The following is a 19,719-nucleotide window of genomic DNA, read 5'->3' as shown; positions in this document are numbered from 1 at the left end:
TTGTCGGGCAGGAATATGAAACCATCTCTCAGGCGCTCAACCGCGGCGCTGCTGGCATCGTCATTGCTGTTAACCATCGGCCGGGGGGCAACGCTGCCCTTCATGACCATCTATCTCACGCGCGTCTACGGCATGAGCGTTGAGAACATCGGTTATGCATTGACGATCGCCCTGACCGTGGGCGTGGCGTTCAGCCTGGGCTTTGGCATTCTGGCCGATAAGTTTGATAAAAAGCGCTACATGCTGACCTCCATTGTGGCGTTTATCGTCGGCTTTGTGGCGATCCCGCTGGTGGATAACGTCACGCTGGTGGTGCTGTTTTTCTCCCTGATCAACTGCGCCTACTCCGTCTTCTCCACCGTGCTGAAGGCGTGGTTCGCGGACGTGCTCACCTCCAGCGAGAAGGCGCGCGTGTTTTCCCTGAACTACAGCTTCCTGAACATCGGCTGGACCGTCGGGCCGCCGCTCGGCACGCTGCTGGTGATGTACAGCCTGCAGCTGCCGTTCTGGCTGGCCGCGTTCTGCGCCGCGCTTCCGCTGGGCTTTATCCATTTCCTGGTGCAGAAAAGCGTTGCGCTTGACGCGCCGGAAGAGAAAGCGCCGTGGCAACCATCGATTCTGCTGAAAGACCGCGCGCTGTTTTGGTTCACCCTGTCCGGCCTGCTCGCCTCTTACGTAGGCGGATCGTTTGCCAGCTGCATCTCTCAGTACGTTCTGGCGGCCAATGCCGACAGCGACTTCGCGCAAAAGGTGGTGGCGGTCGTGCTGCCGGTCAACGCGGCGGTCGTGGTGTCGCTGCAATACTTCATCGGCAGGAAAATTTCCGCGTCCACTATTCGCCCGTTAATGACCGCCGCCACCCTGTGTTTTATCCTCGGGCTGGGCGGGTTTATGTTCTCCGGCGAGAATTTAGTCTTCTGGGGGCTCGCGGCGGCAGTGTTTACGCTGGGTGAGATTATCTATGCGCCTGGCGAATACATGCTGATCGATAACATTGCGCCGCCGGGCATGAAGGCGAGCTATTTTTCCGCGCAGGCGCTCGGCTGGCTGGGCGCAGCGGCTAACCCGATGATCACCGGGATTATCCTCACCCATCTGCCGCACTGGTCGCTGTTTGCCATTATGATGGCGGCTATTGTCGCCGCATGGCTGATGATTTTGCGCGGAATGGGCGTGGTACGTGGGTATAGCGAAGCGGGTGGCGCTGCGCTTACCCGGCCCACAAATCCCCGATCGTAGGCCGGGCAACGCAAAGCATCAGTGGTGCAGCATCTCGTCGACAACCTGCTCCTTGTACATCTCGTTCGGATAGTACGTCGGCCAGTTATCCATCTCCTTCAGCAGCGCCTCGTGAGAGGTGTTGCCCATGAAAATATGGAAGTGGGAGGACGCTTTTGGCGCGATGGTATGGTCGCTGAACTGGACAAACTTCGGCGCGGTGCTGCCAGCATCCTTACATTCAAACAGGTAGCGCACGCCCTTTTTGCCTGACGCATAGGTCAAAATCTTGAAGCCGCTGTAGTCGTAGTGACACCGGCTCACGGCGCTGCCTTTGTGAAATTCCATCACGTTATTTTCAATGCCGATGGTGTCGACGTCGGTCGCATATCCCGTGCGGTAGTAGGCTTTAACCTTGCCGAAGGAGGTGCTCTTGTCCTTTTCCGCTTTCTTTTTAAATACCGGATCGAGCGAGCCATCCAGCAGGTACGGGTAAACGGATTGCCAGACGCCGTCCCAGTCGGACAGCTTGCGGTCCTGAACGTCTTTATCCTCAAACACCCCGTTCGCTGCTTTTTGCTCCGCCTCGGTCATTTGATGCCCGTGCGAATGCGCAAACAGCGGGCCGCTGGCCAGCAGCGCACCCAGAGCCATTGCTAATTTTCCTTTATGTCCCAGCACTACAACACCTCCACTCCGTTTGAAAAGAATGGAGATGTTATATTATAACAATAACATCTGCAACCGCTCCGGTTACCAGACTTCGCTGGCGATTTGGGTGACCAGACGTACTTTATCCCACTGCTGGGCTTCGCTCAGCGTATTGCCCTCCTCGGTGGACGCAAAACCACACTGCGGGCTGAGGCAGATCTGCTCTTTCGCCACAAATTTCGCCGCTTCTTCCAGCCTGGCCTTCACGCCCTCCGGGTTTTCAAGCTCGCCGTTCTTGGTGGTAATCAGCCCCAGCACCACCTGCTGCTTGCCCGGACGAATAAAGCGTAGCGGCGCGAAATCACCGCTGCGATCGTTATCGTACTCAAGGAAGAAGGCGTCCACGTTGACGCTGCCAAACAGCACTTCCGCTACCGGCTCGTAGCCGCCTTCGGAAATCCACGTCGAGCGGAAATTGCCGCGACACACGTGCAGGCCAACGGTCAGATCGTCTGGCTTACCTTCCAGCGCCGCGTTCAGCACCCGCGCATAGGTGCGCGCCAGTTCGTCAGGATCATCCCCACGTTCGCGGATCTGCGCGCGCTGCTCGTCTGAACACAGGTATGCCCAAACGGTATCGTCCAGCTGAAGGTAGCGGCAGCCTGCGTCATAGAAGGCCCGAATGGCATCGCGCCAGGCCGTTGCCAGGTCGTCGAAATACACGCTTAAATCAGGGTAAACCGTCGCGTCAATATCCTTTCGGCCGCCGCGGAAGTGCAGCACGCTCGGGCTGGGAATCGTCATCTTCGGCTGCGCAGCTCCGCTGACGCTTTTCAGATAGCGGAAGTCTTCCAGCATCGGATGGTTACCAAAGCCCAGCTTGCCGGTCACGCGCACGCCGTGCGCTTTGGTCTGAACGCCGTTGAACTGAATGCCCTGCTGTGAATCGTAACGCTCAACGCCCTCAAGACCGTCAAAGAAATCGAAGTGCCACCAGGCGCGACGAAATTCACCGTCGGTCACCACGTGCAGCCCGCAGGCGCACTGCTGTTCAACAACGTGGCGGATCGCCTCATCTTCCACGTCGCGCAGCTGCGCGGCGTTAATCTCGCCGCGGGCAAATTCCTGACGCGCCAGCTTAACGGCGTCGGGACGTAAAAAACTGCCGACGACGTCGGCGCGGAACGGGGCGTGTTGTCGCTGCATGACTTTCTCCTGTAACCGATGGCAACTATTGCCACCGGTGATAATTAACATAATGAACATTTAGACTTCTGGATGTCTATATGTCTAAAAAGATGTCATACCCGCCCGGTTGCGGCAAACGAGAAAATTTCACCTGTGATGAAAAAAATTCATCTTCATGGCGGTGGCGAGCTATTGGCTGGCAAACGCAAACTGCTCGTCTCCCCAGCCCGTTAGCCCGCCGAGCATAATTTTAACCGGCAGCCCCATGCGAGCCAGCCTGAGCGCCGCCCGATCCGCGCCGTTGCAGTGCGGCCCCGCGCAGTAAACGACAAAGAGCGTATCCGCAGGCCAGCGCGCCATTCGCTCTTCGGTCATCTCGCGCCAGGGTAAATGAATCGCCCCGGGAATATGGCGGCGCGCAAAGTGTTCTGGCTGGCCGACAACGTGCAGCAGCACAAAGTCCTGCTCACCGTGTGCCAGCGCGTAATGCACGTCGGCGCAGTCCGTTTCCACGCTCAAGCGACGCAGAAAATGTGCTGCCGCCTCCTGCGGCTCTGCGGCTTGAAATTCAGTCACATAGCTCATGATGCTTCCTCCTGATGGGGTGTTTGTGTTAACACTACTTTATTCTGAAATTCAGCGAGTGAATGCGTCCGCCTATGCCAGAAAACAGCAAAAAGATGACAACCTTTCGCGCCCCTTCCCCAACGGTCGTCGTGCTGGCCTATGACGGCCTGTGCACGTTTGAGTTTGGCGTGGCGGTGGAGATCTTTGGCCTGCCGCGGCCAGAGATGGGGGAAAGCTGGTACCGCTTTGCGGTGGCGAGCATCGACGAGGGCGAACTGCGGGCGACGGGCGGCGTGCGCATCCTGACGGACGGCGATCTGTCCCTGCTGGAGAGCGCGGACCGGGTAATTATTCCCGGCTGGCGCGGGCCCGATGCGCCGGTGCCAGAACGTCTGTGCGAGGCGTTACGCAAGGCGCACGCGCGCGGCTGCCAGCTGATGTCTATCTGCTCCGGGGTGTTTGTCCTCGCCGCCTCCGGCCTGCTCGACAATCGCCAGGCTACCACGCACTGGCGCTACATTGAGACGCTGAAGGCGCGGTTTCCGGCGATTCGGGTCGTGGAAGATGTGTTGTATCAGGATGAGGGCGATATTATGACGTCGGCAGGCAGCGCGGCGGGCATCGATTTGTGTTTACACGTTGTGCGCCGGGACTACGGCATGGAGGCGGCCAACCGGGTCGCGCACCGTCTGGTCATTCAGCCGCACCGGGACGGTTCGCAAACGCAGCGGGTTAGCCGTCCGGTAGCGCAGCTGCGCGAGAGCCAGCGTCTGGGCCAGCTTTTTGATTATCTCCACCAGCAGCTGGCGGAGCCGCACTCCGTCGATTCGCTGGCGCGACGGGTCGGTATGAGCCAGCGAACCTTTCTCCGACGCTTCCAGGATGCGACCGGCACAACGCCCGCGCGGTGGTTGCTGAACGAAAGGCTTATGCGGGCAAAAGATTATCTGGAAAATAGTCGGATGAGTATTGACCATATCGCCGAAAAAACGGGTTTTGGCCAGGCCGCCACGCTGCGCCACCATTTCCGCCAGCAGTTTTCCCTGTCGCCCGTACAATATCGCAAGCGGTTCGCGGCAATATCCCTATAGCAAGACAAAAAAAACCGCCATTATCTGGCGGTAAATGCTTGCATGGATAGATTTGTATTTTGGTCTCTACGTCCCCGACACTCCATGCCGGGCAGCGGATCTTGTACAAACTATCATTAATAGATTCAACGAAAGCTAAACGGACCCGTTACCCTTCTTTGGTGTTAATCTGGAGGTAGCGCATCAGGCCGTAGCTGGCGCTCTCTTTCGCGTCGGCATTGAGCGCTTCAAGGTAAAACGGACGTGAAACGCCGTACGGGGCTTCGTCGGCAGAATAGACCGCAAACTGGAAATTTTTTCCTTTGGCCTTGTTCACGCAGCCTAACTCCCAGCGCTGGGCATTTACCCTCGCGCTATTACAGGTCACCCTTCCGTAGTCACTGGTCAAATAGGAGCCCACCCGCATTTCTGCGGACTGGATATAGTCTGGCTCATCATTCCAGCTATGCTTCACCGCGGCGACTGCCCCGACGGCAGCGACAATAAGCACCAGAGACATTATTTTCTTCATTGTTTGAGATTCTTTCCTTAGCCAGAGAAGTCTCATTATATAAGATTAATCTCTAATTCAAATGTCCGTAGTTGTACCAATTCTGGCAGCACGTCAATTTTTTGGAAATTTTAGGAATAATCCTTAACCGGCGTAAGAATATTTACCACCGTTATTATTAACAATAGCGCAACATTTGCCCGAAATATAGTGCGGCCTACACAATCTGACAGTGACTTTGCGATTTTTTAGAAATTCGAATAATAACCAAACGAAACTATGTTCATCATGGCCGGAAATGATGATTCGGTGGCGGAAAAATGGTGAATAAAGGGTTGTCGATGGTGATGCTGATCTGCGCGCTGTTTTCTGGGCAGCTGATGGCAGGGCACAAAGGTCATGAATATTTGTGGGTGAAGAACGTCGACCATCAGCTTCGTCATGAAGCCGATAGCGACGAATTACGCAGCGTGGCGGAGGAAGCTGCTGAAGGTTTGCGCGAACACCATGCCTGGCAAAAGTCGCGCAAACCAGAGAGCCACCAGCGTTAGTTAACGGCCCTTACGCTTCGGCAGCGTTTTCATTAGCTCATCCGGGCTTACCGACGCCACCACGCTGCCCGGCTGAGGCATTTTGAAAATGTGGTTTTTCATCTTGCCGATAACGTGCATTTCGCACGGGCGGCAGTCAAATTTCAGCGTCAGGACCTCATCCCCGTTAACCAGCTGCATTGGCGTCGCCTTCCAGCTTTTGATATTGCCTTTCGCCTGCTTCGGACAGAGGTTAAACGCAAAGCGCAGGCAGTGCTTGGTGATCATCACCGGCACGTCGCCCTTCTCTTCGTGGGCCTCGTAGGCGGCGTCAATCAGCTGTACGCCATGACGATGATAAAATTCGCGCGCCTTATGGTTGTAGACGTTCGCCAGGAACGAAAGATGGGTATCCGGATAAACGGGCGCCGGGACCGCCTCGGCCTTACGGCTGCCGCGCGGATAGTTTGCCAGGCGCGCCGCGTCCAGCATTTCCGCCGTTTCGCGGCGGAACTGGTTTAGCAGGCTGTTCGGCACGAACAGCGCGTCCGGCAGGTTAACGTCAATGTTGCGCGCGTAGTAGATCGTCTGCCCAAGCTTTGCCACGCCGTCCTTCAGGTTGTTCAGCGCTTTTTCCGCGTTGTTCGCCACCTCAAACATGCCGTCCAGCGTATGCGTTACGCTGATCCCCTCTTCGCTGGTCATGGTCAGAATCAGCTGCTCTTCCCAGCCGCCAAGCTCAATATCCACCGCAACGCGGCGCTCGCTGGAGGTTTTCAGCAGCGCCTGCTGCCAGTTATGGTCGAGGTTACGGTTCAGCGCCGCGTTTGGCCGCGCCTTGTAGAGATCGGCAGGCATTTCGTTCGGCCAGATGCGGTAGCGGTTTTCGCCGGTTTTTTCTACCGTGTTGGCGCGAAAGCCCACGACCTCACGCTTGATCATCACGTTGAGGCCGTCGCCGTTCGCCAGCGGTTCGGTGACCTCAACGTCAAGATGGTCCTTCGCCACCTTCAGCACTTCGCCGACGGGCAGGCCGATAAATTTCGGCGAGTCGAACGCGCCGATATCGCCCTTGCGCGCGTTAACAAAATAGTCCGTGCTGCCGCGGTGGAAGGTTTTATCCGTAGACGGAATGAAGAAATGCTCGGTGCGCCCCGCCGACGACCGCGCCAGATCGCCGCGATCGTCAATGATCGCGTCCAGCATCTGGCGGTAGTGCGCGGTAATATTTTTCACGTAGCTCATGTCTTTGTAGCGCCCTTCAATCTTGAAGGAGCGCACGCCCGCGTCGATCAGCGCGCCCAGGTTGGCGGTCTGGTCGTTGTCCTTCATCGACAGCAGGTGTTTTTCAAACGCCACCACCCGGCCCTGATCGTCTTTCAGGGTGTACGGCAAACGGCACGCCTGCGAGCAGTCGCCGCGGTTGGCGCTGCGCCCGGTCTGAGCGTGTGAAATATTGCACTGCCCTGAATACGCCACGCACAGCGCGCCGTGAATAAAGAACTCGATGGTCGCGTCGGTCGCCTGGTGGATATCGCGGATCTGGTTCAGGTTCAGCTCGCGCGCCAGAACAATCTGGGAAAAGCCCACGTCGGAGAGAAACTTCGCTTTTTCGACGGTGCGAATATCGCACTGGGTGCTGGCGTGCAGCTCAATAGGCGGAATATCCAGCTCCAGCACGCCCATGTCCTGAACGATCAGGGCATCAACGCCGGTCTGGTAGAGATCGGTAATCAGGCGCTGCGCCGGCTCAAGCTCATCATCATGAAGTATGGTGTTCAGCGTCACGAACACCTTCGCGCCATAGCGGTGGGCGAACGGCACCAGCGCGGCAATGTCGCTCAGGCTATTGCTGGCGTTATGGCGGGCGCCAAAGCCAGGGCCGCCGATGTAGACCGCATCGGCGCCGTGAAGGATCGCTTCACGGGCAATGTCGGCATCGCGGGCCGGGCTTAAAAGTTCAAGATGATGGGAGTGCAGGCGCATACGTCGTCGTTATCCGTTATGGTCAAAATGGCGGCTATTGTAGTCAGAACTCTGCGTCAGCGAAACAGTTTTGCGAGCCCTCAGCGGGGATAGTGGATCAGGGAGTGGAAATGGACCGTTTGCCCGCTGCTGTTGCGGTAGGCGTGAGGTTTGTCCCCGGCGAAACGCACGCCGGAATCCGCCGCCAGGGTGCGCCATTCGCCTTCAATGTTCATCTCCAGCTCGCCGCTAATCACCACCACGTGCTCAATGACGCCCGCTTCATGCGGGGTAGACTCACTCAGCGCGCCGGGCGCAAGGGTAATCGAGAAGTGATCGAACTTCAGCGCCTCATCCCAGGGAAATAACGGTCTGACGACCATCGCCTGCTGCTGCGGGTCGAACACCGCCTGCGGATCGGCCGCAGGCGCGATAAACGTCGAAAACGGGACGTTGAGCCCGGTGGCGATTTTCCACAGCGTCGCGACCGTCGGGCTGGACTCGTTGCGTTCAATCTGCCCGAGCATCGCTTTCGACACGCCCGTCTCTTCCGACAGCTTCGATAAGCTCCAGCCGCGCGCCTGGCGCTGCGTTTTTAACGTATATGCAAGATGTTGCGTCATGTCCATAAGGCCCTCCCGTGAGCGGAAAGCATACCACTTGTACGCTATAACGCACAGTGTTACCTTATGCCGGACGTTATAACGCACACTGGAGCTTTTATGCGCAGTTCATCAACGCTATTTCCCACGATCCTTGCCGGATTCGTCGCCGTCCTGGTGGGCTACGCCAGCTCGGCGGCCATTATCTGGCAGGCCGCGTCGGCAGCCGGGGCCAGCGCGCAGCAGATTGCGGGCTGGATGACGGCGCTGGGGCTGGGAATGGGCGTCAGCACGCTGGCCCTGTCCTGGTGGTATAAAGCGCCGGTGCTGACCGCGTGGTCGACGCCGGGCGCGGCCCTGCTCGCCACCAGCCTGCACGGCATCACGCTTGCGGAAACCATTGGCATATTTATTTTTGCCAACGCGCTGATTTTGCTCTGCGGGGTGACCGGGCTTTTTGCCCGCCTGATGAAGCTTATCCCCCACTCCCTCGCCGCCGCGATGCTGGCCGGGGTGCTGTTGCAGTTTGGCCTTCAGGCCTTTCGCCATCTTGACGGGCATCTTCTGCTTTGCGGCAGCATGCTGGCGGCATGGCTACTCGCCAAAGCGCTCGCCCCCCGCTACGCCATCGTCGCGTCGCTGCTGGTGGGCGGTTTCGTCGCGTGGGCTGGAGGTGACGTTGTCACAGATAATCTCACCCTCTCCGTCGTCACGCCGGGATTTATTGCCCCGGCGTTTACGTTTACCAGCCTGGTCAGCGTCGGCCTGCCCTTTTTCCTCGTAACGATGGCGTCACAAAATGCGCCCGGCTTTGCGACCATGAAGGCGTCCGGCTACACGCTGCCGGTTTCGCCGCTGATCGTGTTTACCGGCGCGCTGGCGCTGCTGCTCTCCCCGTTTGGCGTCTATTCCATCTGCATCGCGGCGATAACCGCCGCCATTTGCCAGAGCCCGGATGCCCATCCAGATGCCAGCCGGCGCTGGCTGGCCGCAATGGCGGCGGGCGTGTTCTATCTGCTGGCCGGCATCTTTGGCGGCTCGATCGCGGGGCTGATGTCCGCCCTGCCGCTCAGCTGGCTCCAGACGCTGGCGGGGCTGGCGCTGCTTGGAACTATCAGCGGGAGTTTGGCGCAGGCGATGAATAATGTTGGCGAGCGCGACGCGGCCGTCGTCACCTTCCTGGTGACCGCCAGCGGCGTTACGCTGCTCGGGGTGGGCTCGGCCTTCTGGGGGCTGGTTATCGGCGGGGTCTGCTATAGCGTGTTGTCACGCCTTGGCCGCGCGTAGCTGTGAAGGCGTTATCCCCACCGCGCTGCGAAAGCGGTTGCTGAAGTGGCTGGCAGAGTTAAAACCGCAGGCCAGCGCAATGTCCGTCAGCGGCATCGCGCTAAACTGGACCAGCGCTTTCGCTTTCTCCATCCGGCGCTGCATTACGTACTGGTGCGGCGCTTGCCCCGTTGACTGGCGGAACATCCTCGCGAAATGGTACTCGCTCAGCGCAGCCTGGTCGGCCAGTTCCGCAAGCGTTAGCGGCTGCGAGAGGTTTTCTTCAATAAATGCCAGCACGTTTCGCAGCACGTACGGCGAGAGCCCGCCGGTCACGACCGGCAGCTTCCACTGCACGTTCGCGTAGTTTTGCAGCAGGTGCGTGAGCAGCAGCGTGGACGCCGTGCTCAGGGTGAGCTGGTTGGCCTTTTGCTGCCAGTCGCAGCCGAGCAAAAACTGACGGTACAGCGCGGTGATTTTCGGGTCGCTGCCGAAGATTTTTTCATCCAGCGACAGGCTCAGCGGGCGCTTGTCCCAGATCTTCTCCCCGACGTCCCGCAGGTGTTCATCGGTGCAGTAAAGATGAACGAACGACAGATCGTCGCGGATATCCCACGTCGATTCGCTGTCCTTTGGCATCAGGCAGAAACGATCCGGCCCGCCGCCGTTCTTCCATCCGCCAGGCGTTTTTTGATAGCTCTCGTAACCGTCCGCAACGTACAGGCTGAGGGTGTGGTGGTCGCTTTTGACGGTAATGGTATCGTGCTTGTTGTACCACGCCGCCAGCTGAATGCCGGAGTTCAGCGCGACCGTTTCCCGGAGCACCGCGTTCTGCTGGCGAAGTGTTTCAAAAGTGTCGTAAGCGCGGGACATAGCCATTAACAGGTCATTAATCAGGATCTCAGTCTATGAACTGTTTCATCGCGTGACCAGAGCCGGGCGAAGAAAAAAGCGCAAGATTTTGCAAGTGCGCCGCAAACCGGTGAAAGCCGCACCGGACAAACCGCGTCACACTCCTCTTTTCGCGGTATGAAAAGAGAGAAACCATGAACGCATTATTGTACGGGCTGGTCGTGATCATCTGGGGAACGACGTGGATTGCCATTTTTCTTCAGCAGGGGCCGGTTGCCGCGCCCGTATCGATATTCTGGCGCTTCGCCGTGGCCTGCGCCACGATGATGATCGTGCTGATTGCGCTTAAGCGCCTGCGTCGCCTGGCGCTGAAGGACCATCTGTTTTGTATTCTTCAAGGATGTTGCGTTTTCTGCTTCAACTTCTGGTGTTTTTACGCCGCGGCGACGCATATCAACACCGGGCTTGAGTCGGTCATTTTCTCAATGGCGGTGCTGTACAACGCGATTAACAGCTTTATTTTCTTCGGCCAGCGGCCTCCGGCGCGGTTCTGGACGGCTGCGGCGCTGGGCCTGATCGGCATCATCACCCTCTTCTGGGACGATCTGCTGGCGAGCGGCTGGAGCGCATCGCTGCTGACGGGTATTGGCCTTTCCGCTCTCGGCACGTACGGCTTCTCGCTCGGGAACATGATCAGCATGCGCCACCAGCGCAATGGTCTTGAGACGATGACCACCAACGCCTGGGCGATGCTCTACGGCACGCTGGTCATGGGGCTGATTGCGGTGGTAAGAGGCGATAGCTTTATGCCGGAATGGACCGTGAGCTACGTCGGCGCGCTGCTCTACCTGGCGATCTTTGGCTCTGTGATTGCCTTCGGCGCTTACTTCACGCTGGTCGGGCGCATCGGCCCCGGTAAAGCGGCCTACAGCACCCTGCTGTTCCCGCTGGTGGCCCTGTCGATTTCGACGGTCTACGAAGGATACGTGTGGCACATAAACGGGATCGTCGGACTGCTGCTGATTCTGGGCGGAAATATGGTGATGTTCACGAAACCGGAGACCTGGTTCAGGCGCTTGCGCACGGCGTAAAAAAAAGGCCTGCGCGAAGCAGGCCATTTTCTTTATTTTGCCGTTTTATGCACGTCAAACATGGTGGCATCCGTCGCCATGTCATCAACAACCTGCTTCAGCGTCGCGAACGTCATCGGCGTGTTTTCGTTGCTCAGCTCTTTGCCTTCGCCCATGCGCACGACCCGCATGACCGGCTTGTTGGTCGCGGCGTCAATCAGTTCACCTTCAAAGAACAGGTGGGTGTCCATGGTGCGGTGGCCGGTCGCCATCTGCGTGCCCGCTACGACCAGCGCGACGGGAACCACTTCGTAGAACTGCAGCCCCTCTTTCTGAGAGCTCACGCCCGTAATGGCACCGCGGAAGATCAGGCTATGCTTGCCCGGCGTGGTGACAATCGGCTTGCGCTGGCCCACGGCGGTTTTCATTTTGGTATTGGTGTAGTTCAGCAGCTCGTCGAGCGTCTGTTTACCAATCTGCGTCGTCGGTTTTGGCGTTGGGTAGTAGGTAATCGGCGTCCAGATAATGCTGTCGTAATTGGCTTCGTTATAGGAAGGATCGACCCAGCGCAGCGTTGGTTTACCCGTTGCTGACGTGGTTTGCTGAAGGCCAGAATAATCTTTTAAAAAGCCTGAATATTGGTCAGGTGCGGCGACTTTAGATGCACAGCCCGCCAACGCAAGCAGACCGGAGAGCACTGCAACTTTGAAAAGTGAGTGAGTACGCATGATGAGATTCCAGGTTATACGCAAGTATGCAGTTGAAGTTATAGCAAAAAGTCGGTGCGCGTGTTGTAGCAAAAAATGATGCAGATAGCACATATTGCGAAAAATCACCCGACGCCGGCACGCCGGGTGATTTCATTATTTTTGAATATCCACCTGCCAGAAGAGATGTTTACCAAACGGATCGATCTCATAGCCCGTGACCTCTTTGCGCACCGGCTCAAAGATGGTGGAGTGCGCAATCATGACGGCGGGCATTTGGTCATGCATCATCTGCTGCGCCTCTTTGTAAAGCGCCACGCGCTTATCGCGATCGGTTATCGATTTTGCCTCAGCGATAAGCTGATCAAAGGGCTTGTAGCACCATTTCGCCGAGTTAGACCCGCCGTTGGCAGACGTACAGGTGAAGAGCGGACCAAAGAAGTTATCCGGGTCGCCCGTTGCCGTTGTCCAGCCCATCAGCGCGGCCTGATGTTCGCCGCCCTTCACGCGCTTGAGGTATTCACCCCACTCGTAGGTAACGATTTTAGTCTGCACGCCCACCTTCGCCCAGTCGGCCTGAATCATCTCCGCCATGCGTTTAGCGTTCGGGTTATACGGGCGCTGAACCGGCATCGCCCACAGGTCAACGCTGACGCCGTTGGCAAACCCGGCCTCTTTGAGCAGCGCCTTCGCTTTTTCGGGATCGTAGTCGTAATCCTTCAGCGCGCTATCGGCCCCCCAGACGCCCGGCGGCAGCAGATTCTTTGCCGCAGTGCCCGTGCCGTGGAACACGGCGTCGATAATGGCCGGCTTGTTAATCGCCATGGCCAGCGCCTGGCGAACCTTAACGTTGTCCAGCGGCGGCTTCTGGGTATTGAATGCCAGGAAACCGGTATTCAACCCCGCCTTGCTCATCAGGTTGATATCCTTGTTCGCCTTCATGCGCGGTAGATCCGCCGGGTTGGGGAACGGCATTACCTGACACTCGTTTTTTTCGACCTTAGCGAAGCGCACCGATGCGTCCGGCGTGATGGTAAAGACCAGGCGATCAAGCTTCGATTTCCCCTGCCAGTAGTCGGGGAACACGGTAAACAGAATGCGGGAATCTTTCTGGTACTGCGCCAGCCTGAACGGCCCGGTGCCAATCGGCTCCATGTCGACCTTTTCCGGCGTCCCGGCTTTAAGCATCGCGTCCGCATATTCCGCGGAAAGAATGGATGCAAAATACCACGCCAGGTCGGCCACGAAAGGTGCTTCCGGGTGCGCCAGCGTAAAGCGCACGGTATGGTCGTCTACTTTATCAATCGCCGTGATGAGGCTACCGAACTCCAGGCTCTCAAAGTTGGAATAGCTGCCGTTAGAGACGTTGTGGTACGGGTTATTGACGTCCTTCTGGCGCATAAACGAAAAGATCACGTCATCCGCGTTGAAATCGCGGGTGGGCGTGAAGAATTTATTGCTCTGGAATTTGACGCCTTTTCGCAGATAGAACGTATAAACCTTCCCGTCGTCGCTGATGTCCCAGCGCTCGGCAAGGCTCGGCACCAGCTCGGTCGTTCCCGGCTTGAAGTCCACCAGGCGGTTATAGACCGGAACGGCGCTCGCATCCACGCTGGTGCCGGAGGTATAAAGCTGAGGATTGAAGTTTTCCGGCGAACCTTCGGAGCAATACACCAGCGTTTTTGCCGCGACGGTAGAACTGACCGTCAGCGCCGCAAGCGCCAGCGTTAAGGTTGTGCGTTTGCAATTCATATTTTATTCCTGTCTTTTTATTCGACGGCTAATTAATTCTTTTGCCATTTCATAAATAACATTAAAGTGATTATGCAAACACCTGAAAAACAAAAAGAGAAGGATTCACTATGGCTTCCCCGCTCTCCAGACAATTAACGCACCGCTTCTTTCGCTATCTCGCCATCACCAGCCAGAGCGACGCGAAGGTTAAAACGCTCCCCTCCACGCCGGGCCAGCACGACATGGCCCGCGAGCTGGCGCAGGAGCTGCAGCAGCTGGGTTTAGACGATATCGTCATCGACGAATTTGCCACGGTCACGGCGGTAAAAAAAGGCAGTGTTCCCGGCGCGCCGCGCGTCGGTTTTATTACCCATATTGATACGGTTGACGTCGGGCTTTCACCGGATATTCATCCACAAATATTAACGTTTACCGGAGAAGACCTCTGCCTGAATAAAGAGAAAGACGTCTGGCTGCGCGTCAATGAGCATCCGGAAATTCTGGCTTACCCGAATGAAGAGATTATTTTCAGCGACGGAACCAGCGTATTAGGCGCAGATAATAAATCGGCGGTTACGGTGGTGATGACGGTGCTGGAAAACCTGACGGCGGAACACCGGCACGGCGATATCGTGGTGGCGTTTGTACCGGATGAAGAGATTGGGCTCTGCGGCGCAAAAGCGCTGGACCTGGCGCGCTTCGACGTTGACTTCGCCTGGACCATCGACTGCTGCGAGCGGGGTGAAATCGTGTATGAGAACTTCAACGCGGCCGCGGCAGAAATTCGCTTTACCGGCGTGACGGCGCACCCGATGTCGGCCAAAGGCGTGCTGGTAAACCCGCTGCTGATGGCGACCGACTTCATTAACCATTTTGACCGCCGGCAAACCCCGGAGTGTACCGAAGGCCGCGAGGGCTACATCTGGTTTAACGGCATTCAGGCCGGGCAACACGACGCGGTGCTGAAGGCCAACATCCGCGACTTTGACCAAGACGCCTTTGCCGCCCGCAAGCAGCAGATCGCCGACATTGCGGAGCTAATTGCAGCCCAGCACCCTACGGCAAACGTGGAATACCGCATTGAGGACACCTACAGCAATATCAGCAACACTATCGGCGAGGACCGTCGCGCCATCGATTTAATGTTTGAAGCGATGGAATCGCTCGGCATCACGCCGAAGCCGACGCCGATGCGCGGCGGAACCGACGGCGCAGCGCTGTCTGCCAAAGGGTTGCTCACCCCGAACTTCTTCACCGGCGCGCATAACTTCCACTCGAAGTTTGAGTTTTTACCGCTGTCGTCGTTCGAGGCATCCTACAACACCGCCCTTCAGCTCTGCCTGCTGGCCGCCCGCTAGGCGGGCTTGCGCGCCAGCATGGTAGCGAAACGCAGCTTGATGCGGTTGCCGCTGGCGTCGGTGCGGTGCAGCTCGCCGACCTCTTCGTTGTATTTCAGCAGTTCCCAGCCTTCATAGTAGCGGCTCAGCTCGCCGGCTTTGAAGGCGAACGGGAAGCCCACGGTACATGGATAATCATCGGTGTCCATTGCCGCCACAATCAGGTTAGAGCCGCCGGGCGTCGTGCAGCACTGCATGTTGGCGATAAGCCCCGGGATGGTTTTCGCCTCCAGGAACATCATCACCACGGTGGAGAGAATAAAATCGTACTCGCCGTCAAAGCTCAGGCCGTTGAGATCCTTAACCGCCGCGTGGAGATTATCGAGGCCTTCTGCGGCGCTGATGCGCTCGATGTTGTCGATGCTCATTGGGTTTTTGTCCCAGGCGGTCACGTCATAACCGTTGGCGGCCAGAAAGAGGCTATTGCGCCCGTTGCCGCAGCCCAGGTCGAGCGTTTTACCTGGCTTGACGATCCCTGCGCTGTACACCACCTCAGAGTGGGTGCGGGTCAGGCCATATTTTTCGGTGAAGTAGCTGTCATCAACGGTCATTGTTTTTCCTCAGATTGCATAAGCTGTGCCTTATCAGCGCGCACCAGAAGTTTGCCCTGCATCAGCAAGATAAATGTACGAACCAGCAGCACGGCGATGATGATGTTGGTAAAAATAAACAGCGGGATCGCGATGGCGTGAAAGAAGCCCGTCGGGCTGCTCTGCCCAAGATGGAGCCCGGTAGTCGCCAGCGCCGAGACGCCGAACGAGAAGCTCCAGAACGAGGCGTTAAACGGCTGCGATAAATACCAGGGCAACAGGCGCAGCATAAACAGCAGCTGCAGCAGGCCGTAGCCAAACAGCATTTTCGCGAAGGTATCCGCCTCGCCGCCGTTAACGCTAAACCAGGCGCTACACGCCACCAGTGCGGGCGCCAGCTGGATACCCAGCGAAGTTCTCATTGCGCCGGGCAGCTCTCCGGCGCTGCGCAGCCGCTGCAAAATCACCGGTTCGAGGCTGAGCCACGAAAAGACCCCCGCACCTAAAAAGACCAGGCCGGCATCATGGTAGCCCAACGCCCCGCAGGCCATGGCGCTGATAAAGTTATTTGCAACGGTCGGCAAGTAGAGCCCCGGGGTAGTCGCCTCCTGCGGATGTTTGCCGCGCCACAGCCCTGCGCTTTGCCAGGCGGCGTAGCACAGCTGCCCGACGACGCCTGCGCTGAACAGGGCAAGCGAAACCGGACGGCACCACGGCACGAAGCCAATGGAAACCAGCATCGTCGTCGCAGGAAAGAGGCTGACAAAGCTGCTCATCACCGGGTGGCGCATCTCCGCCAGCACGCTGTGCGGAAAGCGAACCGCGCGCGTGACAAACGCGACCGTCAGCAGGAACCAAATCGCCACCGCGAGGGCAACCAGGCTCTCCCCCGGCCAGCGCGTCACCGGCCAGATCGTGCTGGCATAGCGCCAGGCAAAGCCCATACCGATAATTCCCAGCACCATGCCGAAATAGCCTGCGGGCAGGTTCAAAACCCGTTGAGTGTCGTTCGATTTACGCATTTATTTTAAAATATAAAATGTATTTTAAATGCCATTTTAAGGGGTTTCCTCAACGGACGCCAGCACTTCGACATGCGGAAACTTTGCTACGTTTAGTGAAGGCGCTTAACGAGAAAAGACCATGAAAAAATACCGTCTGAGTGATGAAACCCGCCTTTGGCACGAAGAGAACGGCGAGGAAAAGCGAACGGTCGTCCTGCGCCAGCTGATTGCCACGGCGGATTTTAACGATGTTGCGTGCGGGACGAAAGGCGGCTGGGTCGAAGATGCGAGCGCTCTCGCAGAGGAAGGAGACTGCTGGATCTACGATGAAAACAGCGTGGTTTACGCGGGCGCCCGCGTGTCCGGCAACGCGCGCCTCACCCGGCCCTGCGTGGTCAGCCATCAGGCCGAGATTAGCGGTAACAGCTGGCTTGATGCTGCTCAGGTGAGCCTCGGAGCCAGAATAAGTGACAACGTCACCATTCAGAATTCCAGCGTGCGCGGAGAATGCCATATTTACGGGGAAGCGCGCATCCTGCACAACAGCATGATTGTCGCAGCCAAAGGGCTAACGCCGGATCGCGAGCAGATCCTGAAAATCTATGACAGAGCGACGGTGAGCCAGTCGCGGATCGTGCATCAGGCGCAAATCTACGGCGATGCGATGGTTAATTATGCCTTTGTGGAGCACCGCGCCGAGGTATTCGACAACGCTATCCTGGAAGGCAACGAGCTTAATAACGTCTGGGTGTGCGACTGCGCAAAGGTGTACGGCAGCGCGCGCCTGATTGCCGGTTTAGAAGACGATGCCATCCCCACCCTGCGCTACAGCTCGCAGGTGGCGGAAAACGCCGTCGTTGAGGGCAACTGCGTCATCAAGCATCACGTGTTAATTGGCGGCCATGCGTGGCTGCGCGGCGGTCCGATTCTGATTGACGACAAGGTGGTGATCCAGGGACGCGCGCGCATCAGAGGTGACGTGCTGATCGAACATCGGGTTGAGATAACGGACGACGCGGTGGTTGAGGCATTTGCCGGCGAGCACGTGCATCTTCGCGGCGAAAAAGTGGTAAACGGCGACGAGCGGATCGCCCGCACGCCGCTGCTGGGGGCACTCTAGCGCGATAAGTCATGCCCGGTGGCGCTCACGCTTACCGGGCACAGCCGCGCGCAGTTAACGCATGATCCGGTCGTCGACGTAGTGACGTTTGTCCGGTGCGGGCGGGAAGTACTGGTACAGCCAGGTTTCGCTGATCGCATCTCCCTGGCAGCGCAGGAACATGCGCATATCGACCGGTTCGGTTGAATCGGACGTTGAATACCAGTCAAACAAAATGCGATAGCCGTCAAACGGCTCAACGTACAGAATTTCTACCTGCTTCGCCTCGCCGCTGGAAAGCGTGATCACCGGCTCAATGCCTTTCGGCGCCGCCGCCTTCAAATCGCCGCCGACAAAGTCGATGGCAAAGCGCCGCGCCCACACTTTCGGGTAATTTTCGCCCGGCGCCCACCCTTCCGGGAACCCGCCCATACCGGTACGCGTCGCGTAGACGTTTGCCAGCGGCGAGCGAACCGGAGGCTGCGCGCTCCAGTACAGACGGTATTTGAAGTCCAGCTCGTCGCCCGCTTTGATCAGTTTTTCCGGCTGCCAGAAGCACACCACGTTATCCAGCGTCTCACCGGTCGTCGGGATCTCCATCAGCCCCACCGCGCCTTTACCCCAGCTGTTACGCGGCTCTACCCACAGGCTCGGGCGCTTGTTGTACCAGCCCATAATGTCCTGATAGTGGGAAAAATCGCGATCAAGCTGCAGCAGGCCAAAGCCCTTCGGATCCTTATCCATGTAGGCGTTAAACTGCAGCTTCTGCGGGTTGTTCAGCGGACGGCAGATCCACTCGCCGTTGCCGCGCCACATTGCCAGGCGGTCGGAGTCATGGATCTGCGGATGAATGGTGTCACACATGCGGCGTTCGTTATTGCCGCAGCTGAACATGCTGGTCATTGGCGCAATGCCCAGCTGCTTGATGTCCTTGCGCGCGTAGAGATGGTTTTCCACCTCCATGATCACCTGGCTCTTCTCGCAGTGGATCACAAACTTATAGGCGCCGGTGATGCTTGGGCTGTCCAGCAGCGTATAGACGGTGAAGGTGGTATCGCCAGGCTTGACGGTTTCAAACCAGAACGCGGTAAAGTCCGGGAACTCTTCCGGCGTGTCGGTAAAGGTATCAATCGCCAGGCCGCGAGCGGACAGGCCGTACTGATAGGTATCATCCACGGCGCGGAAATAGCTCGCGCCGAGGAAAGAGACGATATCGCGGCGCGCCAGCTCAGGCGCTTTAAAGGCGCGGAAGCCGGCAAAGCCCAGATCGCTTTGCCCTTCCAGCTGCCTGGTGTCCACGCCCGTCTCACCGTAGCTGAACAGCTCCGGGCGGAAGTGGATCTCACGCGCCATAGAGGTCGATTGGTCCAACGAGAACATGCGCACGCGGCGGCGGAACCCCATTCCCATATGGAAGAACTGCACGTCGAGCTGACGGCCCTCAACGTTATTCCACAGCGACTGCTTCTCGTCATAGCGTATGGCGTTGTACGCCTGCGGCGTCATGGTCGCCAGCGTTTCCGGCAGCGGACGCGGCGCGCCGCCCCACGGCGTCTTCGCCAGGTCATGCGCCATGGATTGCAGGACGGAGAAGTCAAAGCGACGGCTTTGCCCGTCGGCGATGTCGGAGTCAGCAGCGTATGCCGCCTGGGAAAACAGGGAAGACAGGCCGGAGGTGCCGCTAATAGCAGCCATTGCCAGGGAGCCTTTTAGAAAACGTCTGCGATTCATGCCTGTGAAAACGTCCTTATGGTCGTG

Annotated in this window: 19 protein-coding genes; 7 read left to right on the top strand and 12 right to left on the bottom strand. The window is 57.9% G+C overall.

The features are described 5' to 3' along the window. Positions 1-15: 15 nt before the first annotated feature. Positions 16-1,239 carry an efflux MFS transporter YdeE gene (ydeE, locus tag V1599_RS13355; protein ID WP_112009991.1) on the top strand — a complete coding sequence of 408 codons (1,224 nt, stop codon included), beginning with the start codon at positions 16-18 and terminating at the stop codon, positions 1,237-1,239. Between the two features lie 18 nt (positions 1,240-1,257). On the opposite strand, the gene zinT is transcribed toward ydeE, so the two are convergent. From zinT to V1599_RS13340, 3 genes are all read right to left on the bottom strand, one after another. Then, a complete protein-coding gene (zinT, locus tag V1599_RS13350) occupies positions 1,258-1,899 on the bottom strand; it encodes a metal-binding protein ZinT (RefSeq protein WP_395300211.1) in 642 nt (213 codons plus the stop codon). A 72-nt stretch (positions 1,900-1,971) separates the two neighbouring features. Beyond that, complete coding sequence (locus V1599_RS13345; protein WP_112009989.1) at positions 1,972-3,075, bottom strand: cobalamin-independent methionine synthase II family protein; 1,104 nt, start codon at positions 3,073-3,075, stop codon at positions 1,972-1,974. A gap of 171 nt (positions 3,076-3,246) precedes the next feature. Further along, the gene (locus tag V1599_RS13340) at positions 3,247-3,642 is read right to left on the bottom strand and encodes a rhodanese-like domain-containing protein (protein ID WP_112009988.1); all 396 of its coding nucleotides are present in this window, start codon (positions 3,640-3,642) and stop codon (positions 3,247-3,249) included. A gap of 74 nt (positions 3,643-3,716) precedes the next feature. Here V1599_RS13340 and ftrA point away from each other — a divergent pair, with 74 nt between their 5' ends. Beyond that, positions 3,717-4,715 (top strand): transcriptional regulator FtrA, encoded by a 999-nt coding sequence (gene ftrA, locus V1599_RS13335; RefSeq protein WP_112009987.1) that lies wholly within the window; start codon positions 3,717-3,719, stop codon positions 4,713-4,715. A 148-nt stretch (positions 4,716-4,863) separates the two neighbouring features. Here ftrA and V1599_RS13330 read toward each other — a convergent pair whose 3' ends face one another. Then, positions 4,864-5,226, bottom strand: coding sequence for a hypothetical protein (locus tag V1599_RS13330; protein WP_112009986.1), 363 nt, complete (start codon positions 5,224-5,226; stop codon positions 4,864-4,866). A 299-nt stretch (positions 5,227-5,525) separates the two neighbouring features. Between V1599_RS13330 and V1599_RS13325 the strand changes: the two genes are divergently transcribed. Then, complete coding sequence (locus V1599_RS13325; protein ID WP_112009985.1) at positions 5,526-5,756, top strand: DUF2554 family protein; 231 nt, start codon at positions 5,526-5,528, stop codon at positions 5,754-5,756. On the opposite strand, the gene V1599_RS13320 is transcribed toward V1599_RS13325, so the two are convergent. Together V1599_RS13320 and V1599_RS13315 are read right to left on the bottom strand one after the other, a co-directional pair. Then, entirely contained in the window at positions 5,757-7,721 is a 1,965-nt protein-coding gene (locus V1599_RS13320; RefSeq protein WP_395300210.1) for a U32 family peptidase, read from the bottom strand. 80 nt (positions 7,722-7,801) lie between these two features. Continuing rightward, positions 7,802-8,329, bottom strand: a complete 528-nt coding sequence (locus V1599_RS13315; RefSeq protein WP_112009983.1) for a helix-turn-helix domain-containing protein — start codon at positions 8,327-8,329, stop codon at positions 7,802-7,804. 93 nt (positions 8,330-8,422) lie between these two features. On the opposite strand from V1599_RS13315, the gene V1599_RS13310 reads away from it, so the two are divergent. Continuing rightward, positions 8,423-9,589 (top strand): benzoate/H(+) symporter BenE family transporter, encoded by a 1,167-nt coding sequence (locus V1599_RS13310; RefSeq protein WP_395300209.1) that lies wholly within the window; start codon positions 8,423-8,425, stop codon positions 9,587-9,589. Here the strand turns inward: V1599_RS13310 and V1599_RS13305 are convergent. Continuing rightward, positions 9,569-10,441 carry a helix-turn-helix domain-containing protein gene (locus V1599_RS13305; protein ID WP_112010157.1) on the bottom strand — a complete coding sequence of 291 codons (873 nt, stop codon included), beginning with the start codon at positions 10,439-10,441 and terminating at the stop codon, positions 9,569-9,571. The genes V1599_RS13310 and V1599_RS13305 overlap by 21 nt on opposite strands. A gap of 173 nt (positions 10,442-10,614) precedes the next feature. Between V1599_RS13305 and V1599_RS13300 the strand changes: the two genes are divergently transcribed. Beyond that, positions 10,615-11,511 carry a DMT family transporter gene (locus V1599_RS13300; protein ID WP_112009981.1) on the top strand — a complete coding sequence of 299 codons (897 nt, stop codon included), beginning with the start codon at positions 10,615-10,617 and terminating at the stop codon, positions 11,509-11,511. A gap of 32 nt (positions 11,512-11,543) precedes the next feature. Here the strand turns inward: V1599_RS13300 and V1599_RS13295 are convergent, their stop codons facing one another. Both V1599_RS13295 and V1599_RS13290 read right to left on the bottom strand, forming a co-directional pair. Beyond that, complete coding sequence (locus V1599_RS13295; RefSeq protein WP_112009980.1) at positions 11,544-12,218, bottom strand: DUF3313 domain-containing protein; 675 nt, start codon at positions 12,216-12,218, stop codon at positions 11,544-11,546. A 135-nt stretch (positions 12,219-12,353) separates the two neighbouring features. Next, complete coding sequence (locus V1599_RS13290; protein WP_112009979.1) at positions 12,354-13,949, bottom strand: ABC transporter substrate-binding protein; 1,596 nt, start codon at positions 13,947-13,949, stop codon at positions 12,354-12,356. Positions 13,950-14,059: 110 nt separating this feature from the next. Between V1599_RS13290 and pepT the strand changes: the two genes are divergently transcribed. Further along, positions 14,060-15,289, top strand: a complete 1,230-nt coding sequence (gene pepT, locus V1599_RS13285; RefSeq protein ID WP_395300208.1) for a peptidase T — start codon at positions 14,060-14,062, stop codon at positions 15,287-15,289. Here pepT and tehB read toward each other — a convergent pair. Together tehB and tehA are read right to left on the bottom strand one after the other, a co-directional pair. Beyond that, on the bottom strand, positions 15,286-15,879 hold the full coding sequence (tehB, locus tag V1599_RS13280; protein WP_395300207.1) for a tellurite resistance methyltransferase TehB: 594 nt from the start codon (positions 15,877-15,879) through the stop codon (positions 15,286-15,288). The two genes, pepT and tehB, sit on opposite strands and share 4 nt — an antisense overlap. Beyond that, positions 15,876-16,880, bottom strand: a complete 1,005-nt coding sequence (gene tehA / locus V1599_RS13275; protein WP_112009976.1) for a dicarboxylate transporter/tellurite-resistance protein TehA — start codon at positions 16,878-16,880, stop codon at positions 15,876-15,878. Before tehA ends, tehB begins: the two co-directional genes overlap by 4 nt. 121 nt (positions 16,881-17,001) lie before the next feature. Here tehA and ydcK point away from each other — a divergent pair, with 121 nt between their 5' ends. Continuing rightward, complete coding sequence (gene ydcK, locus V1599_RS13270; protein WP_112009975.1) at positions 17,002-17,982, top strand: YdcK family protein; 981 nt, start codon at positions 17,002-17,004, stop codon at positions 17,980-17,982. A 54-nt stretch (positions 17,983-18,036) separates the two neighbouring features. Here ydcK and V1599_RS13265 read toward each other — a convergent pair whose 3' ends face one another. Beyond that, a complete protein-coding gene (locus V1599_RS13265) occupies positions 18,037-19,692 on the bottom strand; it encodes a glucan biosynthesis protein D (protein ID WP_395300206.1) in 1,656 nt (551 codons plus the stop codon). Between the last annotated feature and the right edge of the window lie 27 nt (positions 19,693-19,719).

Source organism: Enterobacter sp. ECC-175, from assembly GCF_043968675.1.
In the GTDB taxonomy this organism is placed as follows: domain Bacteria; phylum Pseudomonadota; class Gammaproteobacteria; order Enterobacterales; family Enterobacteriaceae; genus Enterobacter.
Note: the sequence above shows the minus strand (reverse complement) of the source record. Positions and strands in the feature narration are given on the sequence as shown.

Excerpts from the sequence above, each read along its gene's own strand:
- ydeE (WP_112009991.1), top strand. The coding sequence starts at position 16 with ATGAAACCATCTCTCAGGCGCTCAACCGCGGCGCTGCTGGCATCGTCA.
- V1599_RS13345 (WP_112009989.1), bottom strand. The coding sequence starts at position 3,075 with ATGCAGCGACAACACGCCCCGTTCCGCGCCGACGTCGTCGGCAGTTTT.
- V1599_RS13340 (WP_112009988.1), bottom strand. The coding sequence starts at position 3,642 with ATGAGCTATGTGACTGAATTTCAAGCCGCAGAGCCGCAGGAGGCGGCA.
- ftrA (WP_112009987.1), top strand. The coding sequence starts at position 3,717 with ATGCCAGAAAACAGCAAAAAGATGACAACCTTTCGCGCCCCTTCCCCA.
- V1599_RS13330 (WP_112009986.1), bottom strand. The coding sequence starts at position 5,226 with ATGAAGAAAATAATGTCTCTGGTGCTTATTGTCGCTGCCGTCGGGGCA.
- V1599_RS13325 (WP_112009985.1), top strand. The coding sequence starts at position 5,526 with ATGGTGAATAAAGGGTTGTCGATGGTGATGCTGATCTGCGCGCTGTTT.
- V1599_RS13320 (WP_395300210.1), bottom strand. The coding sequence starts at position 7,721 with ATGCGCCTGCACTCCCATCATCTTGAACTTTTAAGCCCGGCCCGCGAT.
- V1599_RS13315 (WP_112009983.1), bottom strand. The coding sequence starts at position 8,329 with ATGGACATGACGCAACATCTTGCATATACGTTAAAAACGCAGCGCCAG.
- V1599_RS13310 (WP_395300209.1), top strand. The coding sequence starts at position 8,423 with ATGCGCAGTTCATCAACGCTATTTCCCACGATCCTTGCCGGATTCGTC.
- V1599_RS13305 (WP_112010157.1), bottom strand. The coding sequence starts at position 10,441 with ATGTCCCGCGCTTACGACACTTTTGAAACACTTCGCCAGCAGAACGCG.
- V1599_RS13300 (WP_112009981.1), top strand. The coding sequence starts at position 10,615 with ATGAACGCATTATTGTACGGGCTGGTCGTGATCATCTGGGGAACGACG.
- V1599_RS13295 (WP_112009980.1), bottom strand. The coding sequence starts at position 12,218 with ATGCGTACTCACTCACTTTTCAAAGTTGCAGTGCTCTCCGGTCTGCTT.
- V1599_RS13290 (WP_112009979.1), bottom strand. The coding sequence starts at position 13,949 with ATGAATTGCAAACGCACAACCTTAACGCTGGCGCTTGCGGCGCTGACG.
- pepT (WP_395300208.1), top strand. The coding sequence starts at position 14,060 with ATGGCTTCCCCGCTCTCCAGACAATTAACGCACCGCTTCTTTCGCTAT.
- tehB (WP_395300207.1), bottom strand. The coding sequence starts at position 15,879 with ATGACCGTTGATGACAGCTACTTCACCGAAAAATATGGCCTGACCCGC.
- tehA (WP_112009976.1), bottom strand. The coding sequence starts at position 16,880 with ATGCGTAAATCGAACGACACTCAACGGGTTTTGAACCTGCCCGCAGGC.
- ydcK (WP_112009975.1), top strand. The coding sequence starts at position 17,002 with ATGAAAAAATACCGTCTGAGTGATGAAACCCGCCTTTGGCACGAAGAG.
- V1599_RS13265 (WP_395300206.1), bottom strand. The coding sequence starts at position 19,692 with ATGAATCGCAGACGTTTTCTAAAAGGCTCCCTGGCAATGGCTGCTATT.